The sequence below is a fragment of the Halorubrum kocurii JCM 14978 genome (assembly GCF_000337355.1).
Taxonomy (GTDB): domain Archaea; phylum Halobacteriota; class Halobacteria; order Halobacteriales; family Haloferacaceae; genus Halorubrum; species Halorubrum kocurii.
The window spans coordinates 24,815-42,965 of sequence record NZ_AOJH01000072.1; the positions used below are offsets into that span (position 1 = coordinate 24,815).

Consider the following 18,151-nt stretch of genomic DNA (forward strand, 5'->3'; position numbering starts at 1 on the left):
GGATCGACGACGAACACCGCCAAAGCCCCAGCCGCGAGGCGGGCGCACACTCGTTGCGCTCCTCGCTCGTTCGCTCCGCTCACTCGCTGCGGTGCTTACGTCGTCTGCGCCCGACTCGCGGCTGCCCCTTTGAGTCCCGCCCCGCACAGCAACCGCACCTCACGCCTCCCCAGCCTCGCGGCTCCCGCCGCTTCGCTTCGGTCGCCGCGTCCCTCGCGCGTGCTGCTCGGCCGCGAGGCGGCCTCACAGGCACGCGCCACCGCACACGTTTTATAACTTCGTGTCCGTCTCCATGTCCTCGGTCGCCGCTTCGAGGCCGTCGTTGCGCGCGGTCTCGGCGTGCGAGCCCTCGATCTCCGCGTCGGTGAGGAGGTCGCGGAGCTCGTCGCGGAACCGGTCGTTCGTGCGGGTGGAAGTCAGGTCCACGCGGGCGATCCGGGCGTACTTCGCGACGACGTCGGGGTCGACGTCGAGGGCGTCCGCGCACTCGACGATCGAGCGCCCCTCGGCCGTCAGCTGCTTCAGGTCGTCGTAGTCGAACGCGGCGTCGTCGACCTCCCTGTCGGCCTCGCGGACGAGGTGGAGGTCGAGCCGCGCGTCGCGGACCGTGGCTGGCTCGACGACGGGCGCCCCCGCCGACTCGGTCCCCGCTTCGGAACGCTCGCCGTCCTCGTCCGCCTCCCGCTCCTCGACGAGCGCGGCCGCGACCGCCTCGTCGTCGTCCGCCTCGAAGCGCCCGCGAGCGATCCGTGCGTAAGTCGCGTCGTCGAGGTCGGTCGAGAAGTCGTACCGCTCGCGCATCGCGGCGACCACCTCCCGGACCCGCTCGTCGACCGCCGCCTCGTCGCGGTCGGTGAGCGTCCCGCGGGACTCCGCCTGCCGCTCGGTGACCGTCTCCGACCCGGTGGTCTCGACGAAGATGTCGCGGAGCTCGGAGGTCTTCTCGTCCATGGACGGTGGCGTACGCCCCGGCGATAAATAAGCCTCGCGTCCGGTCCGAGCCGCCTCCGGCGGTCTCTGCTCTCGCCGTCGGCGCCCTCCCCACCGTCAACCAACATCTTCAAGTCGGTTTACGAGGGTGTCGGAGACATGGCAACCAGCACGGAGTCCGTGGATCTCGTCGGCGACGAGGCCGCGACGAACCTCGCCCGCGCGGCGCTGTTCGCCGCGCTCGTCGGCGCGTTCGCGTACGTGACGTTCCCGAATCCCGTCTCGCCCGTCTCGGTGACGCTCCAGGTCCTCGGCGTGTTCCTCGCCGGGGTCTACCTCGGCCCGGTGTGGGGGGCCGCGTCGCTCGTCCTCTACCTCGCCGCCGGCGCGGTCGGCGCGCCGGTGTTCGAGGGGGGCTCCGCCGGCGTCGGCGCGCTCGTCGGACAGTCGGCGGGCTACCTCTGGTCGTACCCGCTCGCCGCCGGCGCGGTCGGCGCGGTCGTCCACCGGGGCGCGGCGCTCCGCGACCTCGATACCGTCGGGCTCCCGACGCTCGTTGGCGCGATGGCCCTCGGTACCGTCATTATCTACGCGCTCGGCGTCGCCGGGCTCGCGTACGTGCTCTCGCTCGGTCCCGTCGAGGCGGTGACCGTCGGCGCCGTCGCGTTCCTCCCCGCGGAGGCGCTGAAGATCGCCGCGGCGGTCGGCATCGTGCGCTCCGACGCGGTCGCGGCCGCGTGAGTCGCCACGTGACTTGCCCCGCGGCCCCCGAGGTGGCGCCGTGATCGGCGTCGAGGGCGTCACCCGTCGGTTCGACGGCGGGGCCACCGGGAACGCGGGCGGCGTCGTCGCGGTCGACGACGTGACCCTCTCGATCCCGGACGGCGAGTTCCTGATCGTCGCCGGCGCGAACGGCTCCGGGAAGACGACGCTCGTCCGGACGTTCAACGGGCTCGTGACCCCGGACTCGGGGACGGTCACCGTCAACGGGACGCCCGTGCGCGACGACCTCGTCGCCGCGCGGTCGGCGGTCGGAATGGTGTTTCAGGACCCCCGCGACCAGCTCGTCGCCGCCACCGTCGGCGCGGACGTGGCGTTCGGGCCGGAGAACCTCGGCTGCTCGCACGCCGAGATCGACCGGCGGGTCGACGACGCGCTCGCGGCGGTAAACATGGCCGACCGCGAGGACGAGCGGATCGCGAGCCTTTCCGGCGGCGAGCGCGAGCGCGTCGCGATCGCCGGCGCGCTCGCGATGGAACCCGACCACCTCGTCCTGGACGAGCCGTTCACCGGGCTGGACGAACCGGCTCGGCGGTCGGTGCTCGACCGCCTGCGCGACCTCCGCGCCGCCGGTACGAGCGTGATCGTCGTGACTCACGACCTCCGCGACGTGCTCGGACTCGCCGATCGGGTGGTGGGACTGTCCGCGGGTCGGGTCGCGGTCGACGACGCGCCGCGGGGGGCGGCCGCGGAACTGCCGGGGCTGGACGTGCGGGTCCCCGCGGGATTCGACGGTCGGTCCGCGGACGCCGCCGATACCTCGTCCAGTCCGTGACCCTCTCGTACGTCCCCGACGACTCGCTCGCTCACCGGCTCGACCCCCGGTCGAAGCTCCTCGTGCAGGCCGGGTTCGCGGCGGCCGCGTACGCGTACACGACGCCCCGCGGGCTCGGGGCGCTCACCCTCTTCGCGGTCGCCTGGCTCGCCCTCTCGGGAGGGGGTCCCCGCGATCTGTGGGCTTACCGGTTCGCGCTTCCGGTGCTCGCCCTCGCGCCGCTCGTCGCCGGCGCGACCCTCGGCGCGCCGTGGTTCCGCGTCGAGCGCGCCGCGACCACGGGGCTCGCGAGCTACCGCGTCCTGCTGATCCTCGTCGTCGCGGCCGGCTACGTCAGGTCGACGCCGGTCCGGGAGTCGCGAGCGGCGATCCAGCGGTCGGTGCCGGGGAAGCCCGGACAGTTCCTCGGCGTCGGCGTCGCGCTCGTCTTCCGATTCCTTCCACTTTTGAAGCGGGACCTGCTGACGGCGCGGGAGGCGATCCGCGCCCGCGGCGGCGACGCGCTTCCGGTCCGCGACCGCATGCGGCTCGTCGCCGTCGCGGGGATCAACCGGGCGTTCGGGCGGGCCGACCGGCTGGGGACCGCGCTGAACGCCCGGTGTTTCGCGTGGAACCCGACGCTCCCGCGGCTGGCGCTCGGCCCCGCGGACTACCCGGCGCTCGCGGTCGGCGCGGGGCTGCTGGCGGCGGCCGTCGTTCCCCTCGTGTAGCCGGCCGGGAAACGCCGGAGGACGTGCCCCGCGTTGTGGCAAGTTTTAACCCCGCCGTATCCGCCTGATCGATCATGACTCCCCTGCAGGCGGCCACCCGGGAGACGTTCTGGACGATCGGTCCGGTCGGGAAGGTCGCGTTCTACTGGCTCGCTGCTGTCGCGATCCTCGTATTCCTGTACGGGGTGTACGCCCGGTTCGCGGCGTACGCCCGCGGGAGCGAGGACCCCCGCGACCGGCTGTCGGACCTCCCCGCCCGGACCGTCGCGGCGACGAAGACGGTCATGTCGAACGAGAACCAGTTCGACAGAGACCTGTACGCCGGCGTGATGCACACGTTCGTGCTGTGGGGCTTCCTCACCCTGCTCGTCGCGACGACCATCCTCGGCTTCGACATCGACGTGTACCGCCCGCTCGCGGGCGAGTCGTTCTGGGTGGGCGACTTCTACTTAGCCTACCAGTTCACCGTCGACGCCTTCGGGCTGCTGTTCGTCGTCGGCGTCGGCATGGCGATGTACCGCCGGTACCGGAACCGCGAGGGGCGGCTGTGGGGCAAACACACCTCGCTCGAGGACGACGCGTTCGTCTGGACCCTCTTCGCGCTCGGGGTCGGCGGGTTCGTCGTGCAGGCGCTCGGCATCGTCGGCCAACCGGCGCGGGCGGACGAGACGGTGAGCTTCATCGGCATGGCGATGGCGGCCGGCTTCCGGTGGCTGGGACTGACGGCCGGCGGCGCCGAGGCGATCTACGGTGTCGTCTGGTGGAGCCACTCGCTGCTGGCGTTCGCCTTCATCGCGTGGATCCCGTACGCGAAGCCGTTCCACATGATCTCCTCGTTCGCGAACGTCGTCGCCCGCGACGAGAAGGCGGGCGCGCGGCTCCCGAACGTCCCGGCCGACCTCGACCACACCAACGCCGAGTCGATCGAGGACTTCACCTGGAAGGAGCTGATGGACGGCGACGCCTGCACGAAGTGCGGGCGGTGTACCGACGCCTGCCCCGCTGACACGGTCGGTCGGAACCTCGACCCGCGGGACGTAATCTTAGATCTGAAGGCGTACCGCGAGTCCGTGAGCGACGACCCGGTGGCGGGCGGCGGGAGCGCGGTCGCGACCGACGGCGGCGTGGCCAGCTCCGCCGCCGCCTCCGACGGCGGCACCGTCCCCATCGTCGCCGACGAGGGCGGGGTCATCGCCAGCGAGTCGATGGAGTCGTGCATGTCGTGTATGGCCTGCATGGACGCCTGCCCCGTCGACATCGAGCACCTCACCTCCTTCACCAAGCTGAACCGCCAGCTCGTCGACGAGGGGGCGGTCGACTCCAACCTCCAGGGCGTGTTCCAGGACGTGATGCAGAAGGGGAACACCTTCGGCGAGTCGCAGTCGGCCCGCGGCGACTGGGCGGACGAGCTGGACGACGTCGAGGTCCCGGACGCCCGCGAGCGCGAGGTGGAGTACCTCTGGTACGTCGGCGACTACCCGAGCTTCGACGACCGGAACAAGAAGGTCGCCCGCGCGCTCGCTCGCCTGTTCGACGAGGCGGGCGTCGAGTTCGGGATCCTCTTCGACGACGAGAAGACCGACGGCAACGACATCCGGCGGATCGGCGAGGAGTTCCTCTACCTCGAGCTCGCGGGCCACCACGTCGAGACGTTCGCGGACTGCGAGTTCGACACGATCGTCTGTACGGACCCACACTCGTACAACACCATCAAAAACGAGTACCCCGAGGTGGACTTCGCGGAGTTCGCGGACGACCCGATGATGCCGTTCGACCGCGAGGAGCCGTGGAACGCCGACGGGGAGATCGACGTGTTGCACTGGACGCAAGTGGTCGAGCGGCTGGTCGACGAGGGGCGGCTGAGCCTCGCGGGCGACGAGCTCGACTACACCGTCACCTACCACGACCCCTGTCACCTCGGGCGGTACAACGACGAGTACGAGGCGCCCCGCGAGCTGATCCGGGCGACCGGCGCCGACCTCTACGAGATGCCGCGCTCGCGGAACGACTCGTTCTGCTGCGGCGGCGGCGGCGGCGGGCTCTGGACCGAGCACGAGGAGGACGTCAAGCCGAGCGAAGAGCGCCTCCGCGAGGCGGTGGAGGACACCGACGCCGGCGACGCTATCGAGAAGTTCGTCGTCGCCTGCCCGATGTGCACGACGATGTTCGAGGACGGGCGGAAGACGGGGGACTTCGAGGACGACGTGGAGGTCGTCGACGTCGCGGAGCTGCTGATCGAGGCGGTGGAGGCGGGGTCATAGCCGGAGCGAATCGGAGCGCCGGTCCGGCTCAGGCGTTCGAGTCGGCGGGCGACGCCGACCGATCGGCGTCGACCGCGTCGTCGATCCGCCGCAGCAGCGCCCGTCCCGGCGCCCGGTCGCGCACGGGCGCGTCGCCGAGGTAGTCGATCAGCGCGTCGCGGAGGAGCGCGGCGCCGTCCGGCGTGAGCGCGCGGTCGCGCTCGATGCGCCGGATCGGTCGGCACTGCGGGGGCGCGTCGTCGCCGTCGTCGACGGCGGCCGCGCCCGCGTCGAGGAGCGCCGCGTGGGCGACCCACGCCTCCTCGCGGGACAGCGAGAGCGGGATCGGGTTCCCGGTCGTCGGTGGGACCATGGTCCGGGTCTTCGCACGGAGGGTCTTAAAAATACGGTCGAATCGGACGTCGGTGGCCACACCGCAGGAGACGGTCGCCGAGCGATCTATATAGAGTATATATCACCGGGGAGCGGTACTGCGTCGGTCGTACCCCTCATAGCATACTACTTATATAGAAAACGCTCTCATTCAGGTGATGGCATCAAGCCACGACGCGGATACCGAGGGGATCACGCGGCGGAAATCGCTCGCGGCGCTCGGCGGTGTGGGGGCGCTGGCGCTCGCGGGATGTACGGAGACCGAGGGGAGCGACGGGTCCGACGGCTCTGACGGGTCCGACGGCTCTGACGGGTCCGACGGCTCCGACTCGCTGTCGGGTGCGATCAACATCGCCGGTTCCTCGACCGTCTTCCCGCTGATGAGCGCGGTCATGGAGGACTTCGCCGAGCAGCACCCCGACGTCGATCCCGACATCAGTTCGACGGGCTCCGGCGGCGGGTTCTCGAACTTCTTCTGCGTCGGCGAGACCGACTTCAACAACGCGAGCCGGCCGATCCAGCCGGAAGAGGAGGAGCTGTGCGCGGACAACGGCGTCGAGTACGTCGAGCTGATCGCCGCGACGGACGCGCTCACGGTCGTGATCAACAACGACAACGACTTCGCGACGGAGATGACCGTCGACGAGCTCTCGCAGATCTGGCAGTCCGACGCCGCGGAGCTGTGGAGCGACGTGCGCGACGAGTGGCCCGACGAGGAGATCGAGCGGTTCGGCGCCGCCGACACCTCGGGGACGTACGACTACTTCATCGAGAACGTCATGGGCGAGGACGGCCACACCGACGACTACCAGGCGACCGAGCAGGACAACACCATCGCCTCGGGCGTCGAGGGCAGCGAGTACGCGATCGGCTACTTCGGGTTCGCGTACTGGTTCCAGAACCAGGACCAGGTTACGCCGGTCGCCATCGACAACGGCAACGGTCCGGTCGAGCCCAGCCTCGAAACCGCGTCCTCCGGCGAGTACGCCCCGCTCTCGCGGCCGCTGTTCACCTACCCGTCGATCGAGTCGCTCGGCGAGGAACACATCGCGGAGTTCGCCCGGTACTTCGTCGAGCAGACCACCAACGAGGACCTCGTCGCCGGCGACGTCGGGTACGTCCCCGCGACCGAGGAGACGCAGGAAGAGCAGATGCAGACCCTCGAAGACGCAATCGAGCAGGCGCAGGGCTGAGCCTCGCGCCATGAACCGGTGTATTGATTTACGACAGCGTTCGATCTCCGACCGTCCGTGACAGATAGCACCGAGAGTCCCGATCTCCAGCGACGGAGCGGGCTCACACGACTGAAAGAGGGAACATACGGAGGCTTCTTCGCCGTGTGTGCGGCGATCACCCTGCTCACGACGGTCGCCATTATCGCGACCCTGCTGTCGGACGCAGTGGTGTTTTTCTCCCAGGTACCGATCACCGAGTTCCTGACAAGCACCAGTTGGAGCCCGAACCCGCGCGGAGGCGGACAGACGTTCGGCATCGTCGCGTTGGTCATCGGAACGCTCACCGTGACGATCACGGCGGGATTCGTCGCGCTTCCGGTCGGGACGTTGACCGCGATATATCTCAGCGAGTACGCGACACCGAACGCGCGCTCGATACTGAAACCCATGTTGGAGATCCTCGCGGGCATCCCGACGGTCGTCTACGGGTACTTCGCGCTGGTGTACATCACCCCGGCGCTGAAGGCGACGCTGTTCCCGGGGATGAGCACGTTCAACGCACTGTCGGCGTCGCTGATGGTGGGGATCATGACGATCCCGATGGTGTCGTCGATCTCCGAGGACGCGATGAGCTCCGTGCCGGACGACCTGCGCCAGGCCGGCTACGGGCTCGGTGCGACCAAGTTCGAGGTGTCGACGGGGATCGTCGTCCCCGCGTCGATCTCGGGGATCGCCTCGTCGTACATCCTCGCGGTCTCGCGGGCCATCGGTGAGACGATGATCGTCGTCGTCGCGATGGGCGCGCAGGCGCGGATGCCCGCGGTCCGAGACGGTCTCCTCGGGATCCCGTACATCAACCCCGCCGACACCCTCCTCGAGTCCGGGATGACGATCACCGTCGCGATGGTACAGATCGCCGGCGGCGACCTGACGGGCGGGACGATCCCGTACGACGCGATGTTCGCGCTCGGCCTCACGCTGTTCGTGGTGACCCTCGTAATGAACGTTCTCAGTGACATTATCGCGGAACGCTACCGGGAGGAGTACTGATGGCGACCGACACCGACACCGCCCGCGGCGAGGGGTTCGGGGAGGTGAGCCGCGTCCGCGGCATCGTCTTCGAGTACCTCTCGCTCGGGGCGAGCGTCCTGGGGATCTTCGCGCTCGCGGTGCTGCTCATCTACGTCACGATCGACGCCTTCGATCTGGCGAACGCGGACCCCCTGTGGCTGTTGACGTACTTCCTCACGCTCGTCGTTCCGTTCCTCGGATTCTGCCTGTACAGCGCCCGCGACCCGGCGTTGACGCGCCGCGCGGTCGCCGTGGCCGGTGGCGGACTCGTCGCGGTCGCCGCGGTTTTCACCGCAATCGAGGCGTTCGTCGGCGAGGTCCCGAGGCTCAACTGGCAGCTCACGTATCTCTTCGTCGCCGTCATTCCGCTCACCGGATACCTCACGTACATGGGAGCCCGCGGCCGACCCGGGTCGGTCGGATTCGGGCTCATCGGACGGTTGATCGGCGGGACCGCCATCGGGCTGGCGTTCACCGTCCTCTTTCTGGTGTTCGACGAGCGACTGTGGTTCCTCGCGTACACGCTCGGGATCGTCCCGGCGCTGCTCGCGTACGCGTACGGTCAACTCCGAGACACGCCGGCCGCCGTGACGGCCGCCCTCCCAGTGAGTATCCTCGGGGTGTTGCTCGCCGTGTTCGCCCGGGAAGCCCTCCGGACGTACCCGACGACGGCGTTCATCTACCTCTGGACGCTGGCGATCCCCATCGCGGCGGCCGGCGCCGTCGTGGTGAACGGTCGAGGGAGCCGGACTGCGGCGCTGACCGCGGGGGGCGTTCCGCTCGCGCTCGCGGCCGCGGTCGGACTGTTCGGACGGGCCGCGGGGCTCGGCGTCGGCGGCCCGAACGCGCTGGTAGTCATCGCCGTGACGGGCGTGCCGGTCGCCGTGTACCTCCATCGCGTGTTCGACGCCGGCGACGGGTTGACGGGACTGGGACTCCCGGTCCTGCTCGCCGCCGGCGCGCTCGCCGGCGCGCTCGTCGTCGAGACGTTTGGGATCCCGACGCCGAGCCCCTGGGTCAGCGAGACGTTCCTCACTGAGGCGCCGTCCAGAACCGCCTCCGAGGCGGGGCTCTACCCGGCGATCGTCGGCTCGGTGATCATCATCGCGATGGTCGCCGTGCTGTCGTTCGTCTTGGGTGTCGCGACGTCGGTGTTCTTAGAGGAGTACACCGCGGACAGCGGCGTCGTCGGCGGGTTAACGCGGCTGCTCCAGATCAACATCGCGAACCTGGCGGCGATCCCGTCCGTCGTCTACGGGCTGCTCGGACTGGGGCTGTTCGCGAACTTCCTCGGACTCGGGTTCGGGACCGCAGTGACGGTGTCGCTGACGCTGTCGCTGCTCATCCTCCCCATCACGATCATCTCCGCACAGGAGGCGATCCGGTCGGTGCCGGACGACCTGCGCCGGGGGTCGGACGCGATGGGTGCGACCCGCTGGCAGACGACAAAGAACGTCGTCCTCCCGGAGGCGTTCCCCGGAATCCTCACCGGGACGATCCTCGCGCTCGGCCGGGCCATCGGCGAGACCGCGCCGCTCATCATGGTCGGTGCGGCGACGACGGTGTTCAGCCCGCCGAGTAGCCTGTTCAGCAAGTTCAGCGCGATGCCGATGCAGATCTACGCGTGGGCGAACTTCCCGCAGGCGGAGTTCCGGTACGGCGTCGTCGCCGCAGGCGTTATCACGCTGTTGATCATCCTCATCGGTATGAACGGGACGGCGATACTGCTGCGGAACCGTGCGGAGGAGGGACACTGACATGAGCAACACCGAAACCAAGACCGAATCGAGCGACTCGCTCATCACGACGGACGTAGAGACCGGATCGAACGACCGAACGGCGCCCTCGAATCGGACCGCGGTCGCCGCGCGCGACCTGAACGTCTACTACGGGGACGAACAGGCGATCGACGACGTGTCGATGGAGATCCCCGAAAAACGAGTGACCGCGCTGATCGGTCCCTCGGGCTGCGGGAAGTCGACGTTCCTCCGGTGTATCAACCGGATGAACGACATGATCGACGTCTGTCGCGTCGAGGGCGACGTGGAGTTCGGCGGCAAGAACGTGTACGACGGCGACGTCGACCCGGTCGCCCTGCGCCGGAAGATCGGGATGGTGTTCCAGAAGCCGAACCCGTTCCCGAAGTCGATCCGCGACAACGTCGCGTACGGCCTGAAGATCCAGGGGTTCGACGGCGACGTCGACGAGCGCGTCGAGGAGTCGCTGAAGGGCGCCGCGCTGTGGGACGAGGTCAAAGACCAGCTCGACTCCTCCGGGCTCGAACTGTCGGGCGGCCAGCAGCAGCGGCTCTGTATCGCTCGGGCGATCGCGCCGGACCCGGAGGTGGTCCTGATGGACGAGCCGACCTCCGCGCTCGACCCCGTCGCGGCCTCGAAGATCGAGGACCTCATCGACGATCTGGCGGAGCAGTACACCGTCATCATCGTCACGCACAACATGCAGCAGGCGGCCCGCATCTCCGACCGGACCGCCGTGTTCCTCACCGGCGGGCGGCTCGTCGAGTACGACGACACGACGAAGATCTTCGAGGACCCGGAGGAGCAGCGCGTCGAGGACTACATCACGGGGAAGTTCGGATAGATGCCCCGAGAGAACTACCAGGAGAAGCTCGACCAGCTCCGGGACGACGTCGTCGCGATGGGCGAGCTGGTGGGCGAGCGGTACGACGCGGCGATCGAGGCGGCGGCGACCGGCGACGACGAGCTCGCGCGGGAGGTGATCGAGGGCGACCACGAGGTGAACGAGACGTACCTCGGCCTCGAGGACGACTGCACCGAGCTGCTCGCGCTCCAACAGCCCGTCGCGGGCGACCTCCGGTTGGTGACCGCCTCGTTCAAGGTGATCACCGACCTCGAGCGCGTCGCCGACCTCGCGACCAACCTCGCGGGGTACGGCGGTCCGGACGGGGGCGTCCACCCCGCCGTGGAGTTCCGCGAGCTTGGCGAGGAGGCCGCCGAGATGGTCGCCGACGCGGTCGCGGCCTACGAGGCGGGTGACGCCGACGCCTGCCGCGAGATCGCGGCCCGCGACGACGAGTTCGACGAGCGGTGCCGGCGGGCGAGCGAGGCGGTCGTCCGCGAGCTGCTGGAGGCCGACCGCGCCCGCAACGAGGCGGCCGCGGAGGGCGGGGCCGACGCCGACGCGGAGGCGCTGGAGGCCTCGCTCGACGAGGTGTCCCGCGCGCTGCTCGCGGTGCGCGACCTCGAACGCGTCGCCGACCACGCGGTCAACGTGGCGGCGCGCACCCTCTACATGGTCGAGAACGACGACGAGCTGATCTACTGATGCGGACCACCCTCACCTTCATGTGCGTCCGCAACGCCGGCCGGAGCCAGATGGCGACCGCCTTCGCGGAGCGCGAGCGCGACCGGCGCGGCCTCGGCGACGCGGTCGAGATCGTGACGGGCGGTACGATGCCCGCCGACAGCGTCCACGACGTGGTCGTCGAGGCGCTCGCGGAGGTCGGCCTCGACGTGAACGGCCGCGAGCCGCGACACGTCTCCGACGAGACGCTCGCCGCGTCCGACTTCGTCGCGACGATGGGCTGTTCGACGCTCGAACTGGACGGCGTCGACACCGACGACTGGGACCTCGACGACCCGGGCGAGCGCCCGATCGAGGAGGTCCGCCCGATCCGCGACGAGATCGAGCGCCGCGTGGTCGCCCTCTTCGACGAGCGGTTCGGCGAGCACGACGGCGAGTAGGCTGTTCGCCTCCGGAACCCATAATCGCGTCCGGGCTCATGGTCCGGACGTGACCGTACTGCAGGAGCTCATCGGAGACCAGTCGCTCGCCGTTTGGATCGTGTTCGGCGCGATCGGGTTCCTGCTGACCTGGAAGGGCGCGAACGTCATCGAGTCGACGACCTCGAAGATCAGCGACCACTTCGGCGTCTCACAGGCTATCCAAGGCGGACTCATCGTCGCGGCCGCGACGTCGTTCCCCGAACTCGCCATCATCCTCATCTCGGTGGTCTTCCTCGGCGACTTCGGCGTCGGCGCCGGCGCGCTCATCGGGACGGCTGTGTTCAACATACTCGTCATCCCGGCAGCCGTCTCCATCACGAGCGGCGACACGACGACGACGCAGGGGATCGTCTACCGCGACGCCATCTTCTACATGGTCGCCGTCCTCGCACTCTTCGGCGTGATCGCGCTCGGCGTCCTCGGGACCGACGGGCGGGAGCTGGCGCGGATCTCCCCGCAGATGGGCGTCGGCCTGCTGGTGTTGTACGGCGTGTACGTCATCTTACTCGCCGGCGGGAAGAGCGGCGCGTCGGACCTGAAGCGGGCCGAGTCGACGAACGTCCCCAAACAGGCCGGGCTGTTCGCGGCCGGGCTGGTCGTCGTGCTCGTCGGCGTCGAGTCGATGGTCACCATGACGGTACAGATCTCGGAGGCGCTCGACGCGCCGTCGTTCCTCGTCTCCGTGACGGTGTTGTCGGCGCTGAGCTCCTTCCCCGATCTGCTCGTCGGCGTGAAGATGGGCAAGGCCGGCGACAAGCGGGCGGCGATCGCGAACGTCTTCGGGACGAACACGTTCAACCTCGTCGCGGCGCTGCCGATCGGCGTCATCCTCGCCGGCGGCGTTTCCATCGGCTTCCTCACCTCTGTGCCGCTCCTGCTGTTCCTGTTTTACACAACTCTCGTCGTGGTGGTGATGGCCGCGACGGACTTCGAGATCACCACCGAGGAGGGGTACGTCTTCCTCGCGATGTACGTCGCCTTCCTCGGCTGGATGACGACCGAGGCGCTCGGGGTCACCACGCTCCTGACGGAGTCGACGCTCCGGACGATCGTCGGGTAAGCGGGCCGTGAGGCGACTCGGGTCACGATCGCATGCGGGCCGCTCGGCTACGGCGTCCGGACCCGGACCTCATTCCCGTCGGCGTCGGTGACGGCGACCCCGTCCGCTCGCTCTTCGACCGCGAACTCGACGTCGCCGTCGGCCGCGACCGCCTCGAGCCGGTCTCGCACCGCTCTGACGGCGGCCGCGCCCGGGACCACGACCTCGAACCACGCCAGCCCGCGCCCCGCCGCGGGGGTCGTCCGCCCCCGCCACGTGTTCGCGCCGAGGTGGTGGTGGTAGCCGCCGGCCGCGACGAACCGGATGTCCGGGCCGGTCATCCCGACCTCGAAGCCGAGGCCGTCGACGTAGACGGTCTCAAACGCCGACAGCGAAGTGACTTCGAGATGCACGTGACCCACGTCGGTGCCGGACGGCGCGCGGTCGACGACGTGGCCTTCGGAGGCCCCCTCGCCCGCCGCCGCGGCGACGCCCTGCGCGTCGAGCGGATCGGTCGTCATCCGCACCGTCCCGTCGTCGGCGACCGGCCACTCTTCGCGGGGGCGGTCGCGGTAGATCTCCACGCCGTTCCCCTCGGGGTCCTCGAGGTACAGCGCCTCGCTGACGAGGTGGTCGGAGGCGCCGTCGAGCCGCCACCGGTCCCGCACGCGGGCCAGCGCCTCGCCGAGCGCGGCGCGAGAGGGGACCCGGAACGCTGTGTGGAAGAGGCCGGCGTCGGTCCGGCCACGCTCCGGGCGGTCGGGGTCGCGTTCCAAGACGAGCAGGGGCGCCCCGTCGACGCCGAGGGTCGTCCGCTCGTCGCCGGGGTCGAGGACGGCGAGACCGACGGCGTCGCGGTAGAACGCGGTCGTTTCGTCGAGGTCGGCGACCCGAAGCGCAGCGCGGCCGACCCGCGTCTCCGGGGGGAGCCGGTCGGCGGGGGCGTCGCCCGCGGCGTCGGTGTCCATGCCGGTCGGTAGCGGCGCCGGTGCGTTCAACGCGTCGGTCGCGGAGGGGCGGGCGGCGCCGGAACCGAACTCTCCTGAACTTCCGTTAGAATCAAACGGTCACGCGACGGAGAGTCGGGTATGAGCGCCGAACAGGAGACGCGAGCCGTCCGCTGTCTGGTCGCGAAGGTCGGACTCGACGGCCACGATCGGGGTGCACACGTGATCGCGCGGGCGTTCCGGGACGCCGGGTTCGAGGTCGTCTACTCAGGGCTCCACCGCGCGCCCGAGGAGATCGTGCAGGCGGCGGTCCAGGAGGACGTGGACGTGCTCGGCATCTCCATCCTCTCGGGGGCGCACAACACCCTCGTCCCGAAGGTGATCGAGGGGCTCAAAGAGTACGACGCGTTCGAGGACACCCTCGTGTTGGTCGGCGGGATCATCCCCGACGACGACGAGACCGAGCTCAAGGAGCTCGGCGTCGCCGAGGTGTTCGGCCCCGGGACCCCGATGGAGGAGACGATCGAGTTCATCCGGAACAACCTCCCGGAGCGAGCGTAGATGGGCCGGTCGGACGCAACCGCGCTCGGCGACGGCGACGCCGAGCTCGTCGAGGACCTCCTCGCCGGGAGCCACCGGGCGCTCGCGCGCGTCATCACGCGGATCGAGAACCGCGCGGCCGGCTACCGCGGGATCGTCGCCGCGCTCCACGAGCACACCGGCGGCGCGGACGTGATCGGCGTCACCGGAGCGCCCGGCGCCGGGAAGTCGACGCTGGTCGACAAGCTCGCGGCCGCCTACCGCGACCGCGGCGACACCGTCGGCGTGGTCGCGGTCGACCCCTCCTCGCCGTACACCGGCGGCGCGGTGCTCGGCGACCGGATCCGGATGGCGTCGAACGTCGGCGACATGGACGTGTTCTTCCGGTCGATGAGCGCGCGCGGCCAGCTCGGCGGGCTGTCGATGGCGACCGCGGACGCCGTGAAGGCGCTCGACGCCTTCGGGAAGGACGCCGTCATCATCGAGACGGTCGGGGCCGGTCAGAACGAGGTCGACGTGGTCCGCACGGCGGACACGGTCGCGGTGCTGGTCCAGCCCGGGTCTGGCGACGACGTACAGACGCTGAAGGCCGGCATTCTGGAGATCGGCGACGTGTTCGTCGTCAACAAGGCGGACATGGACGGCGCGGAGCGAACCCTCGCCGAGTTGGAGGAGATGGTCCACCGGCGCGAGAGCCCGACGAAGGGGCTCGACGGGGGGCACCACGGCTTCGAGGTCCCCGATCACCCGGACGACGGAGACGGGACCGACGGGGACGACGGAGGCGGGGAACCGGAGTGGACTCCCGAAGTGCTCCGCACCGTCGCGAACACCGGGGAGGGAGTACCGGAGCTGATCGAGGCGTTCGACGCCCACGCGACCCACCTCCGCGAGTCGGGCGCGATCGAGTCGACGAAGCGGCGCCGCTACGCCGAGGAGATCCGCACGCTGGTCCGCTCGGACGTCGGCGCCCTCGCGAGCGCGGAGATCGAGCGCCGAGGCGGGATCGACGCGCTCGCCGACTCGGTCCGGCGGCGAGAGACGGACCCGTACAGCCTCGCCGCGGAGATCGTCGCGCCGATCGCGGACTGTGTCGAATCCGACGCGGAGGGCGTCGGCGACGTCGGAGGCGCCGAGCCCGTCGACGGCGACGCAACGTGAGCGCGACGCGAGCGCAACGCGGATCGCGGACCGCGAACGGCTCGCGAGCCCACGTGATATAAGTCGCCCGCGGACCAACAGGTTTCTATGAAGCTCAGGAACCTCGCGGGGACGGCCCTCCTCGGCGTCGGCGCGATCGCCGCCCTCAACACCGGTCTCCGGTACGAAGGGGAGTTGGAGTCGCCGCTCGACGGCGACGACGGCACGTTCCGCTGGCGCGGCATGAACGTGGCGTACACCGAGGCCGGCGACCCCGACGACCCGGACCTCGTGCTCCTCCACGGCGTCAACGCCGCGGGCTCGTCGGGCGAGTGGCGCGAAGTGTTCGGCGACTTGGCCGCGGAACACCACGTCGTCGCGCCCGACCTGCCGGGCTTCGGTCGCTCGGACCGACCGCCGCTGCGCTACTCCGCGGCGCTGTACGAGGACTTCGTCCGCGACTTCCTCGCCGACTTCGACGAGCCGGCCGTCGTCGCCTCGTCGCTGTCGGCGGCGTACGCGGCCGCGGCGGTCGACCTCGACGGCTCGGCGGCGGACGGCGTGGCGGTCCGCGGGTTCGTCGGCGTCTGCCCTACGACGGTCGCCGGGCCGAGCCCGCCGAAGTCGTGGCTGCGGGAGCTGATCCGGGCGCCGCTGCTCGGCGACGCGCTGTTCAACGTCATCGCCTCGAAGCCCTCGATCCGCTATTTCAACGCGGACCACGGCTACGACGACCCGACGAACCCGAGCGACGAGTGGCTCGACTACGAGTGGCGGACGAGCCACGTCGAGAACGCGCGGTTCGCGCCCGCGTCGTTCATCTCCGGGTACCTCAACAGCGACCTCGACCTCGCGGGCGCGTTCGCGTCGATGGACGCGGCGCCGACGATCGTGTGGGGCCGCGAGGCGGAGGTGAGCCCGCTGGCCGACGGGCGCGACCTCGCCGACGCGTCCGGCGCCCGCCTCGTCGTCTTCGACCGCGCCAAGCTGCTGCCCCACGTCGAACACCCGGTCCGGTTCGTCGAGACCGTCGAGGAGACCCTCGTCGCGGGCGCGACCGCGTGACCGGTCGGTATCAGTTCTGAGTATCGGGCGATAAACTGTTTAGCCGGACCCCGCCGACTGTCGGGTATGACGGAAGCACCGCTTCGAGTGCTCTGCGTCGACGACGAGCCGGGTCTCGCCGAGCTGGTCGCGGCGTACCTCGAACGCGACGACGAGATCGACTGCGAGACGGCCGTCGAGACGGACCCGAAGGAGGCGCTCGACCGGCTCGAACGGGAGGCGTTCGACTGCGTGGTCAGCGACTACGACATGCCCGGCCGGACGGGCGTCGAGCTGCTCTCCGCGGCCAGAGAGTACGACCCGGACCTCCCGTTCCTCCTGTTCTCAGCGACTGAGCCGGACGCCATCGCGGCGGAGATGGTCCGCGCGGGCGTCAGCGACTACGTCACGAAGCGGGGCGGCGCCGACGGCTACACCGCGCTGTTGCGCCGGGTCGAACACGCGGTCGAGGGCGAGGGCGGCCGGTTCGAGGCCGCCTCCGACGGCGAGCGGGGGCGCGACAGCGGTCCGAAGCCGACGGCTGACCCGCCGCGCGACCCGTCTCGCGACGTGGCGCTCGACGGGGTCTGTACCGTGGCGCCCGACGGCACGTTCGAGTTCGTCGGTGAGGAGTACGGCGAGCTGTACGGCTACGACCCGGACGAGCTCGTCGGCGAGCGCTGGCAGCGGCTCCATCCGACCGAGGAGGTCGAGCACATCCGCACGCACATCATCCCGGCGGTCATGGGGGGCGAGCGGTGGACGGGGACGAGCACCGGGCTCCGCGCGGACGGGTCCACCTTCGCGGAGTCGAAGATGGTGACGACGACGAGCGACGACCGCCTCGTCATCTCCGTCTCTGAGTTCGAGGAGGTCGCGTCGGGAGCGCGCGCGGACGACTGAGCCGGTCGTCGCCCTCGCGGACCGACCGCCGCACTCACTCGTCCCGACGGACGTACACCGTCTTCTCGCAGGCCGCGTGCACCGTCCCCGACTCGTCGACCAGCGAGACGAGGTAGTCGCGATCGGTCGACTCGCCCGGATCCAGCTCCTCGCGGAGCGTCTCGACCTCGTCGTCCGTGAGCTCGAACTCCGCGTACAGCGCGTCGCGGCCGGGTTCGAGGAACTCGATCGCGGCGGACTTGTCCCAGACGGTGAACCCGTCACCGAGGGTCCGTCTGAGCATCGTCATGTACACCGGGTCGATCGCGCCGTAGAGGCTCCCGCCGAAGATCGACCCGACCGCGTTCCGCGTCCGCCAGTTGAACGGGACCCGGATCCGGACGTACCGCCAGTCCCCGCCGATGTGCTCGACTCGGGCGCCGGTGCCGCGGTACGAGGGCAGCAGGTTGAATCCGTGGCGCCACAGCCGGGTGCGGAGGCTCTCCGCCGGCGGGTCCTCGCGGAGGGGACTCGGGTCGGGGTCGCGGTCGACGCCGGTCGGAGAGTCGGTCACGTCAACGGGTGACGGCGCCCCGGTCAAACCCGTGTCGGAACCGGCGACAACGCGCGGGCGGTTGTCGGCGTCGGACGGTTATTTATACCGATCGCGGTGGCGCGCCTGCGAGCGGCCGCCACCGGCGGCCGCGAGCCAGCCCGC

At 70.2% G+C, this 18,151-nt stretch carries 19 protein-coding genes; 15 read left to right on the forward strand and 4 right to left on the reverse strand.

Translation table 11 applies throughout. The annotated features are described in order from the left end of the window. Positions 1 to 270: 270 nt before the first annotated feature. Complete coding sequence (locus tag C468_RS11505) at positions 271 to 951, reverse strand: hypothetical protein (protein WP_008849065.1); 681 nt, start codon at positions 949 to 951, stop codon at positions 271 to 273. A 138-nt stretch (positions 952 to 1,089) separates the two neighbouring features. Here C468_RS11505 and C468_RS11510 point away from each other — a divergent pair, with 138 nt between their 5' ends. The 4 genes from C468_RS11510 (at position 1,090) to C468_RS11525 (ending at position 5,456) form a co-directional block, all read left to right on the forward strand. Then, the gene (locus C468_RS11510; protein WP_008849066.1) at positions 1,090 to 1,671 is read left to right on the forward strand and encodes a biotin transporter BioY; all 582 of its coding nucleotides are present in this window, start codon (positions 1,090 to 1,092) and stop codon (positions 1,669 to 1,671) included. A 40-nt stretch (positions 1,672 to 1,711) separates the two neighbouring features. Beyond that, entirely contained in the window at positions 1,712 to 2,485 is a 774-nt protein-coding gene (locus C468_RS11515) for an energy-coupling factor ABC transporter ATP-binding protein (protein ID WP_008849067.1), read from the forward strand. After that, positions 2,482 to 3,195 carry an energy-coupling factor transporter transmembrane component T family protein gene (locus C468_RS11520; RefSeq protein WP_008849068.1) on the forward strand — a complete coding sequence of 238 codons (714 nt, stop codon included), beginning with the start codon at positions 2,482 to 2,484 and terminating at the stop codon, positions 3,193 to 3,195. Before C468_RS11515 ends, C468_RS11520 begins: the two co-directional genes overlap by 4 nt. Positions 3,196 to 3,269: 74 nt before the next feature. Next, entirely contained in the window at positions 3,270 to 5,456 is a 2,187-nt protein-coding gene (locus C468_RS11525; protein WP_008849069.1) for a (Fe-S)-binding protein, read from the forward strand. Positions 5,457 to 5,484: 28 nt separating this feature from the next. Here the strand turns inward: C468_RS11525 and C468_RS11530 are convergent, their stop codons facing one another. After that, a complete protein-coding gene (locus C468_RS11530) occupies positions 5,485 to 5,808 on the reverse strand; it encodes a DUF7853 family protein (RefSeq protein ID WP_008849070.1) in 324 nt (107 codons plus the stop codon). Between the two features lie 178 nt (positions 5,809 to 5,986). Here C468_RS11530 and C468_RS11535 point away from each other — a divergent pair, with 178 nt between their 5' ends. The 7 genes from C468_RS11535 to C468_RS11565 are packed head-to-tail and all read left to right on the forward strand — an operon-like array spanning position 5,987 to position 12,901. Next, a complete protein-coding gene (locus C468_RS11535; RefSeq protein ID WP_008849071.1) occupies positions 5,987 to 7,021 on the forward strand; it encodes a PstS family phosphate ABC transporter substrate-binding protein in 1,035 nt (344 codons plus the stop codon). A gap of 57 nt (positions 7,022 to 7,078) precedes the next feature. Continuing rightward, positions 7,079 to 8,053: a phosphate ABC transporter permease subunit PstC gene (gene pstC / locus C468_RS11540; protein WP_049912195.1), complete on the forward strand. Its 975-nt coding sequence runs from the start codon at positions 7,079 to 7,081 to the stop codon at positions 8,051 to 8,053. Then, the gene (pstA, locus tag C468_RS11545; protein WP_008849073.1) at positions 8,053 to 9,831 is read left to right on the forward strand and encodes a phosphate ABC transporter permease PstA; all 1,779 of its coding nucleotides are present in this window, start codon (positions 8,053 to 8,055) and stop codon (positions 9,829 to 9,831) included. Before pstC ends, pstA begins: the two co-directional genes overlap by 1 nt. Position 9,832: 1 nt before the next feature. Further along, the gene (gene pstB, locus C468_RS11550; RefSeq protein ID WP_008849074.1) at positions 9,833 to 10,675 is read left to right on the forward strand and encodes a phosphate ABC transporter ATP-binding protein PstB; all 843 of its coding nucleotides are present in this window, start codon (positions 9,833 to 9,835) and stop codon (positions 10,673 to 10,675) included. Next, positions 10,676 to 11,380 (forward strand): phosphate signaling complex protein PhoU, encoded by a 705-nt coding sequence (gene phoU, locus C468_RS11555; protein WP_008849075.1) that lies wholly within the window; start codon positions 10,676 to 10,678, stop codon positions 11,378 to 11,380. It begins immediately after the preceding gene. Then, the gene (locus C468_RS11560) at positions 11,380 to 11,799 is read left to right on the forward strand and encodes an arsenate-mycothiol transferase ArsC (RefSeq protein ID WP_008849076.1); all 420 of its coding nucleotides are present in this window, start codon (positions 11,380 to 11,382) and stop codon (positions 11,797 to 11,799) included. Before phoU ends, C468_RS11560 begins: the two co-directional genes overlap by 1 nt. A 49-nt stretch (positions 11,800 to 11,848) precedes the next feature. Further along, positions 11,849 to 12,901 carry a sodium:calcium antiporter gene (locus C468_RS11565; protein WP_008849077.1) on the forward strand — a complete coding sequence of 351 codons (1,053 nt, stop codon included), beginning with the start codon at positions 11,849 to 11,851 and terminating at the stop codon, positions 12,899 to 12,901. A gap of 47 nt (positions 12,902 to 12,948) precedes the next feature. On the opposite strand, the gene C468_RS11570 is transcribed toward C468_RS11565, so the two are convergent. After that, on the reverse strand, positions 12,949 to 13,848 hold the full coding sequence (locus C468_RS11570; protein ID WP_008849078.1) for a VOC family protein: 900 nt from the start codon (positions 13,846 to 13,848) through the stop codon (positions 12,949 to 12,951). A 120-nt stretch (positions 13,849 to 13,968) separates the two neighbouring features. Here C468_RS11570 and C468_RS11575 point away from each other — a divergent pair, with 120 nt between their 5' ends. The 4 genes from C468_RS11575 to C468_RS11590 all read left to right on the forward strand — a co-directional run bounded on the left by C468_RS11575 (position 13,969) and on the right by C468_RS11590 (position 17,454). Then, on the forward strand, positions 13,969 to 14,388 hold the full coding sequence (locus C468_RS11575) for a cobalamin B12-binding domain-containing protein (RefSeq protein WP_008849079.1): 420 nt from the start codon (positions 13,969 to 13,971) through the stop codon (positions 14,386 to 14,388). Beyond that, positions 14,389 to 15,528 carry a methylmalonyl Co-A mutase-associated GTPase MeaB gene (gene meaB / locus C468_RS11580; protein WP_008849080.1) on the forward strand — a complete coding sequence of 380 codons (1,140 nt, stop codon included), beginning with the start codon at positions 14,389 to 14,391 and terminating at the stop codon, positions 15,526 to 15,528. It abuts the gene before it with no gap. An 87-nt stretch (positions 15,529 to 15,615) separates the two neighbouring features. After that, entirely contained in the window at positions 15,616 to 16,572 is a 957-nt protein-coding gene (locus C468_RS11585) for an alpha/beta fold hydrolase (protein ID WP_008849081.1), read from the forward strand. Between the two features lie 66 nt (positions 16,573 to 16,638). Continuing rightward, positions 16,639 to 17,454: a response regulator gene (locus tag C468_RS11590; protein WP_008849082.1), complete on the forward strand. Its 816-nt coding sequence runs from the start codon at positions 16,639 to 16,641 to the stop codon at positions 17,452 to 17,454. A 34-nt stretch (positions 17,455 to 17,488) separates the two neighbouring features. On the opposite strand, the gene C468_RS11595 is transcribed toward C468_RS11590, so the two are convergent. Beyond that, entirely contained in the window at positions 17,489 to 18,007 is a 519-nt protein-coding gene (locus tag C468_RS11595) for a DUF4442 domain-containing protein (protein ID WP_008849083.1), read from the reverse strand. Positions 18,008 to 18,151 lie beyond the last annotated feature (144 nt).

Coding starts and splice junctions, on each gene's coding strand:
- pstA (WP_008849073.1), top strand. CDS start 8,053: ATGGCGACCGACACCGACACCGCCCGCGGCGAGGGGTTCGGGGAGGTG.
- C468_RS11530 (WP_008849070.1), bottom strand. CDS start 5,808: ATGGTCCCACCGACGACCGGGAACCCGATCCCGCTCTCGCTGTCCCGC.
- C468_RS11535 (WP_008849071.1), top strand. CDS start 5,987: ATGGCATCAAGCCACGACGCGGATACCGAGGGGATCACGCGGCGGAAA.
- C468_RS11525 (WP_008849069.1), top strand. CDS start 3,270: ATGACTCCCCTGCAGGCGGCCACCCGGGAGACGTTCTGGACGATCGGT.
- pstB (WP_008849074.1), top strand. CDS start 9,833: ATGAGCAACACCGAAACCAAGACCGAATCGAGCGACTCGCTCATCACG.
- C468_RS11505 (WP_008849065.1), bottom strand. CDS start 951: ATGGACGAGAAGACCTCCGAGCTCCGCGACATCTTCGTCGAGACCACC.
- C468_RS11510 (WP_008849066.1), top strand. CDS start 1,090: ATGGCAACCAGCACGGAGTCCGTGGATCTCGTCGGCGACGAGGCCGCG.
- meaB (WP_008849080.1), top strand. CDS start 14,389: ATGGGCCGGTCGGACGCAACCGCGCTCGGCGACGGCGACGCCGAGCTC.
- phoU (WP_008849075.1), top strand. CDS start 10,676: ATGCCCCGAGAGAACTACCAGGAGAAGCTCGACCAGCTCCGGGACGAC.
- C468_RS11590 (WP_008849082.1), top strand. CDS start 16,639: ATGACGGAAGCACCGCTTCGAGTGCTCTGCGTCGACGACGAGCCGGGT.
- C468_RS11575 (WP_008849079.1), top strand. CDS start 13,969: ATGAGCGCCGAACAGGAGACGCGAGCCGTCCGCTGTCTGGTCGCGAAG.
- C468_RS11560 (WP_008849076.1), top strand. CDS start 11,380: ATGCGGACCACCCTCACCTTCATGTGCGTCCGCAACGCCGGCCGGAGC.
- C468_RS11585 (WP_008849081.1), top strand. CDS start 15,616: ATGAAGCTCAGGAACCTCGCGGGGACGGCCCTCCTCGGCGTCGGCGCG.
- C468_RS11570 (WP_008849078.1), bottom strand. CDS start 13,848: ATGGACACCGACGCCGCGGGCGACGCCCCCGCCGACCGGCTCCCCCCG.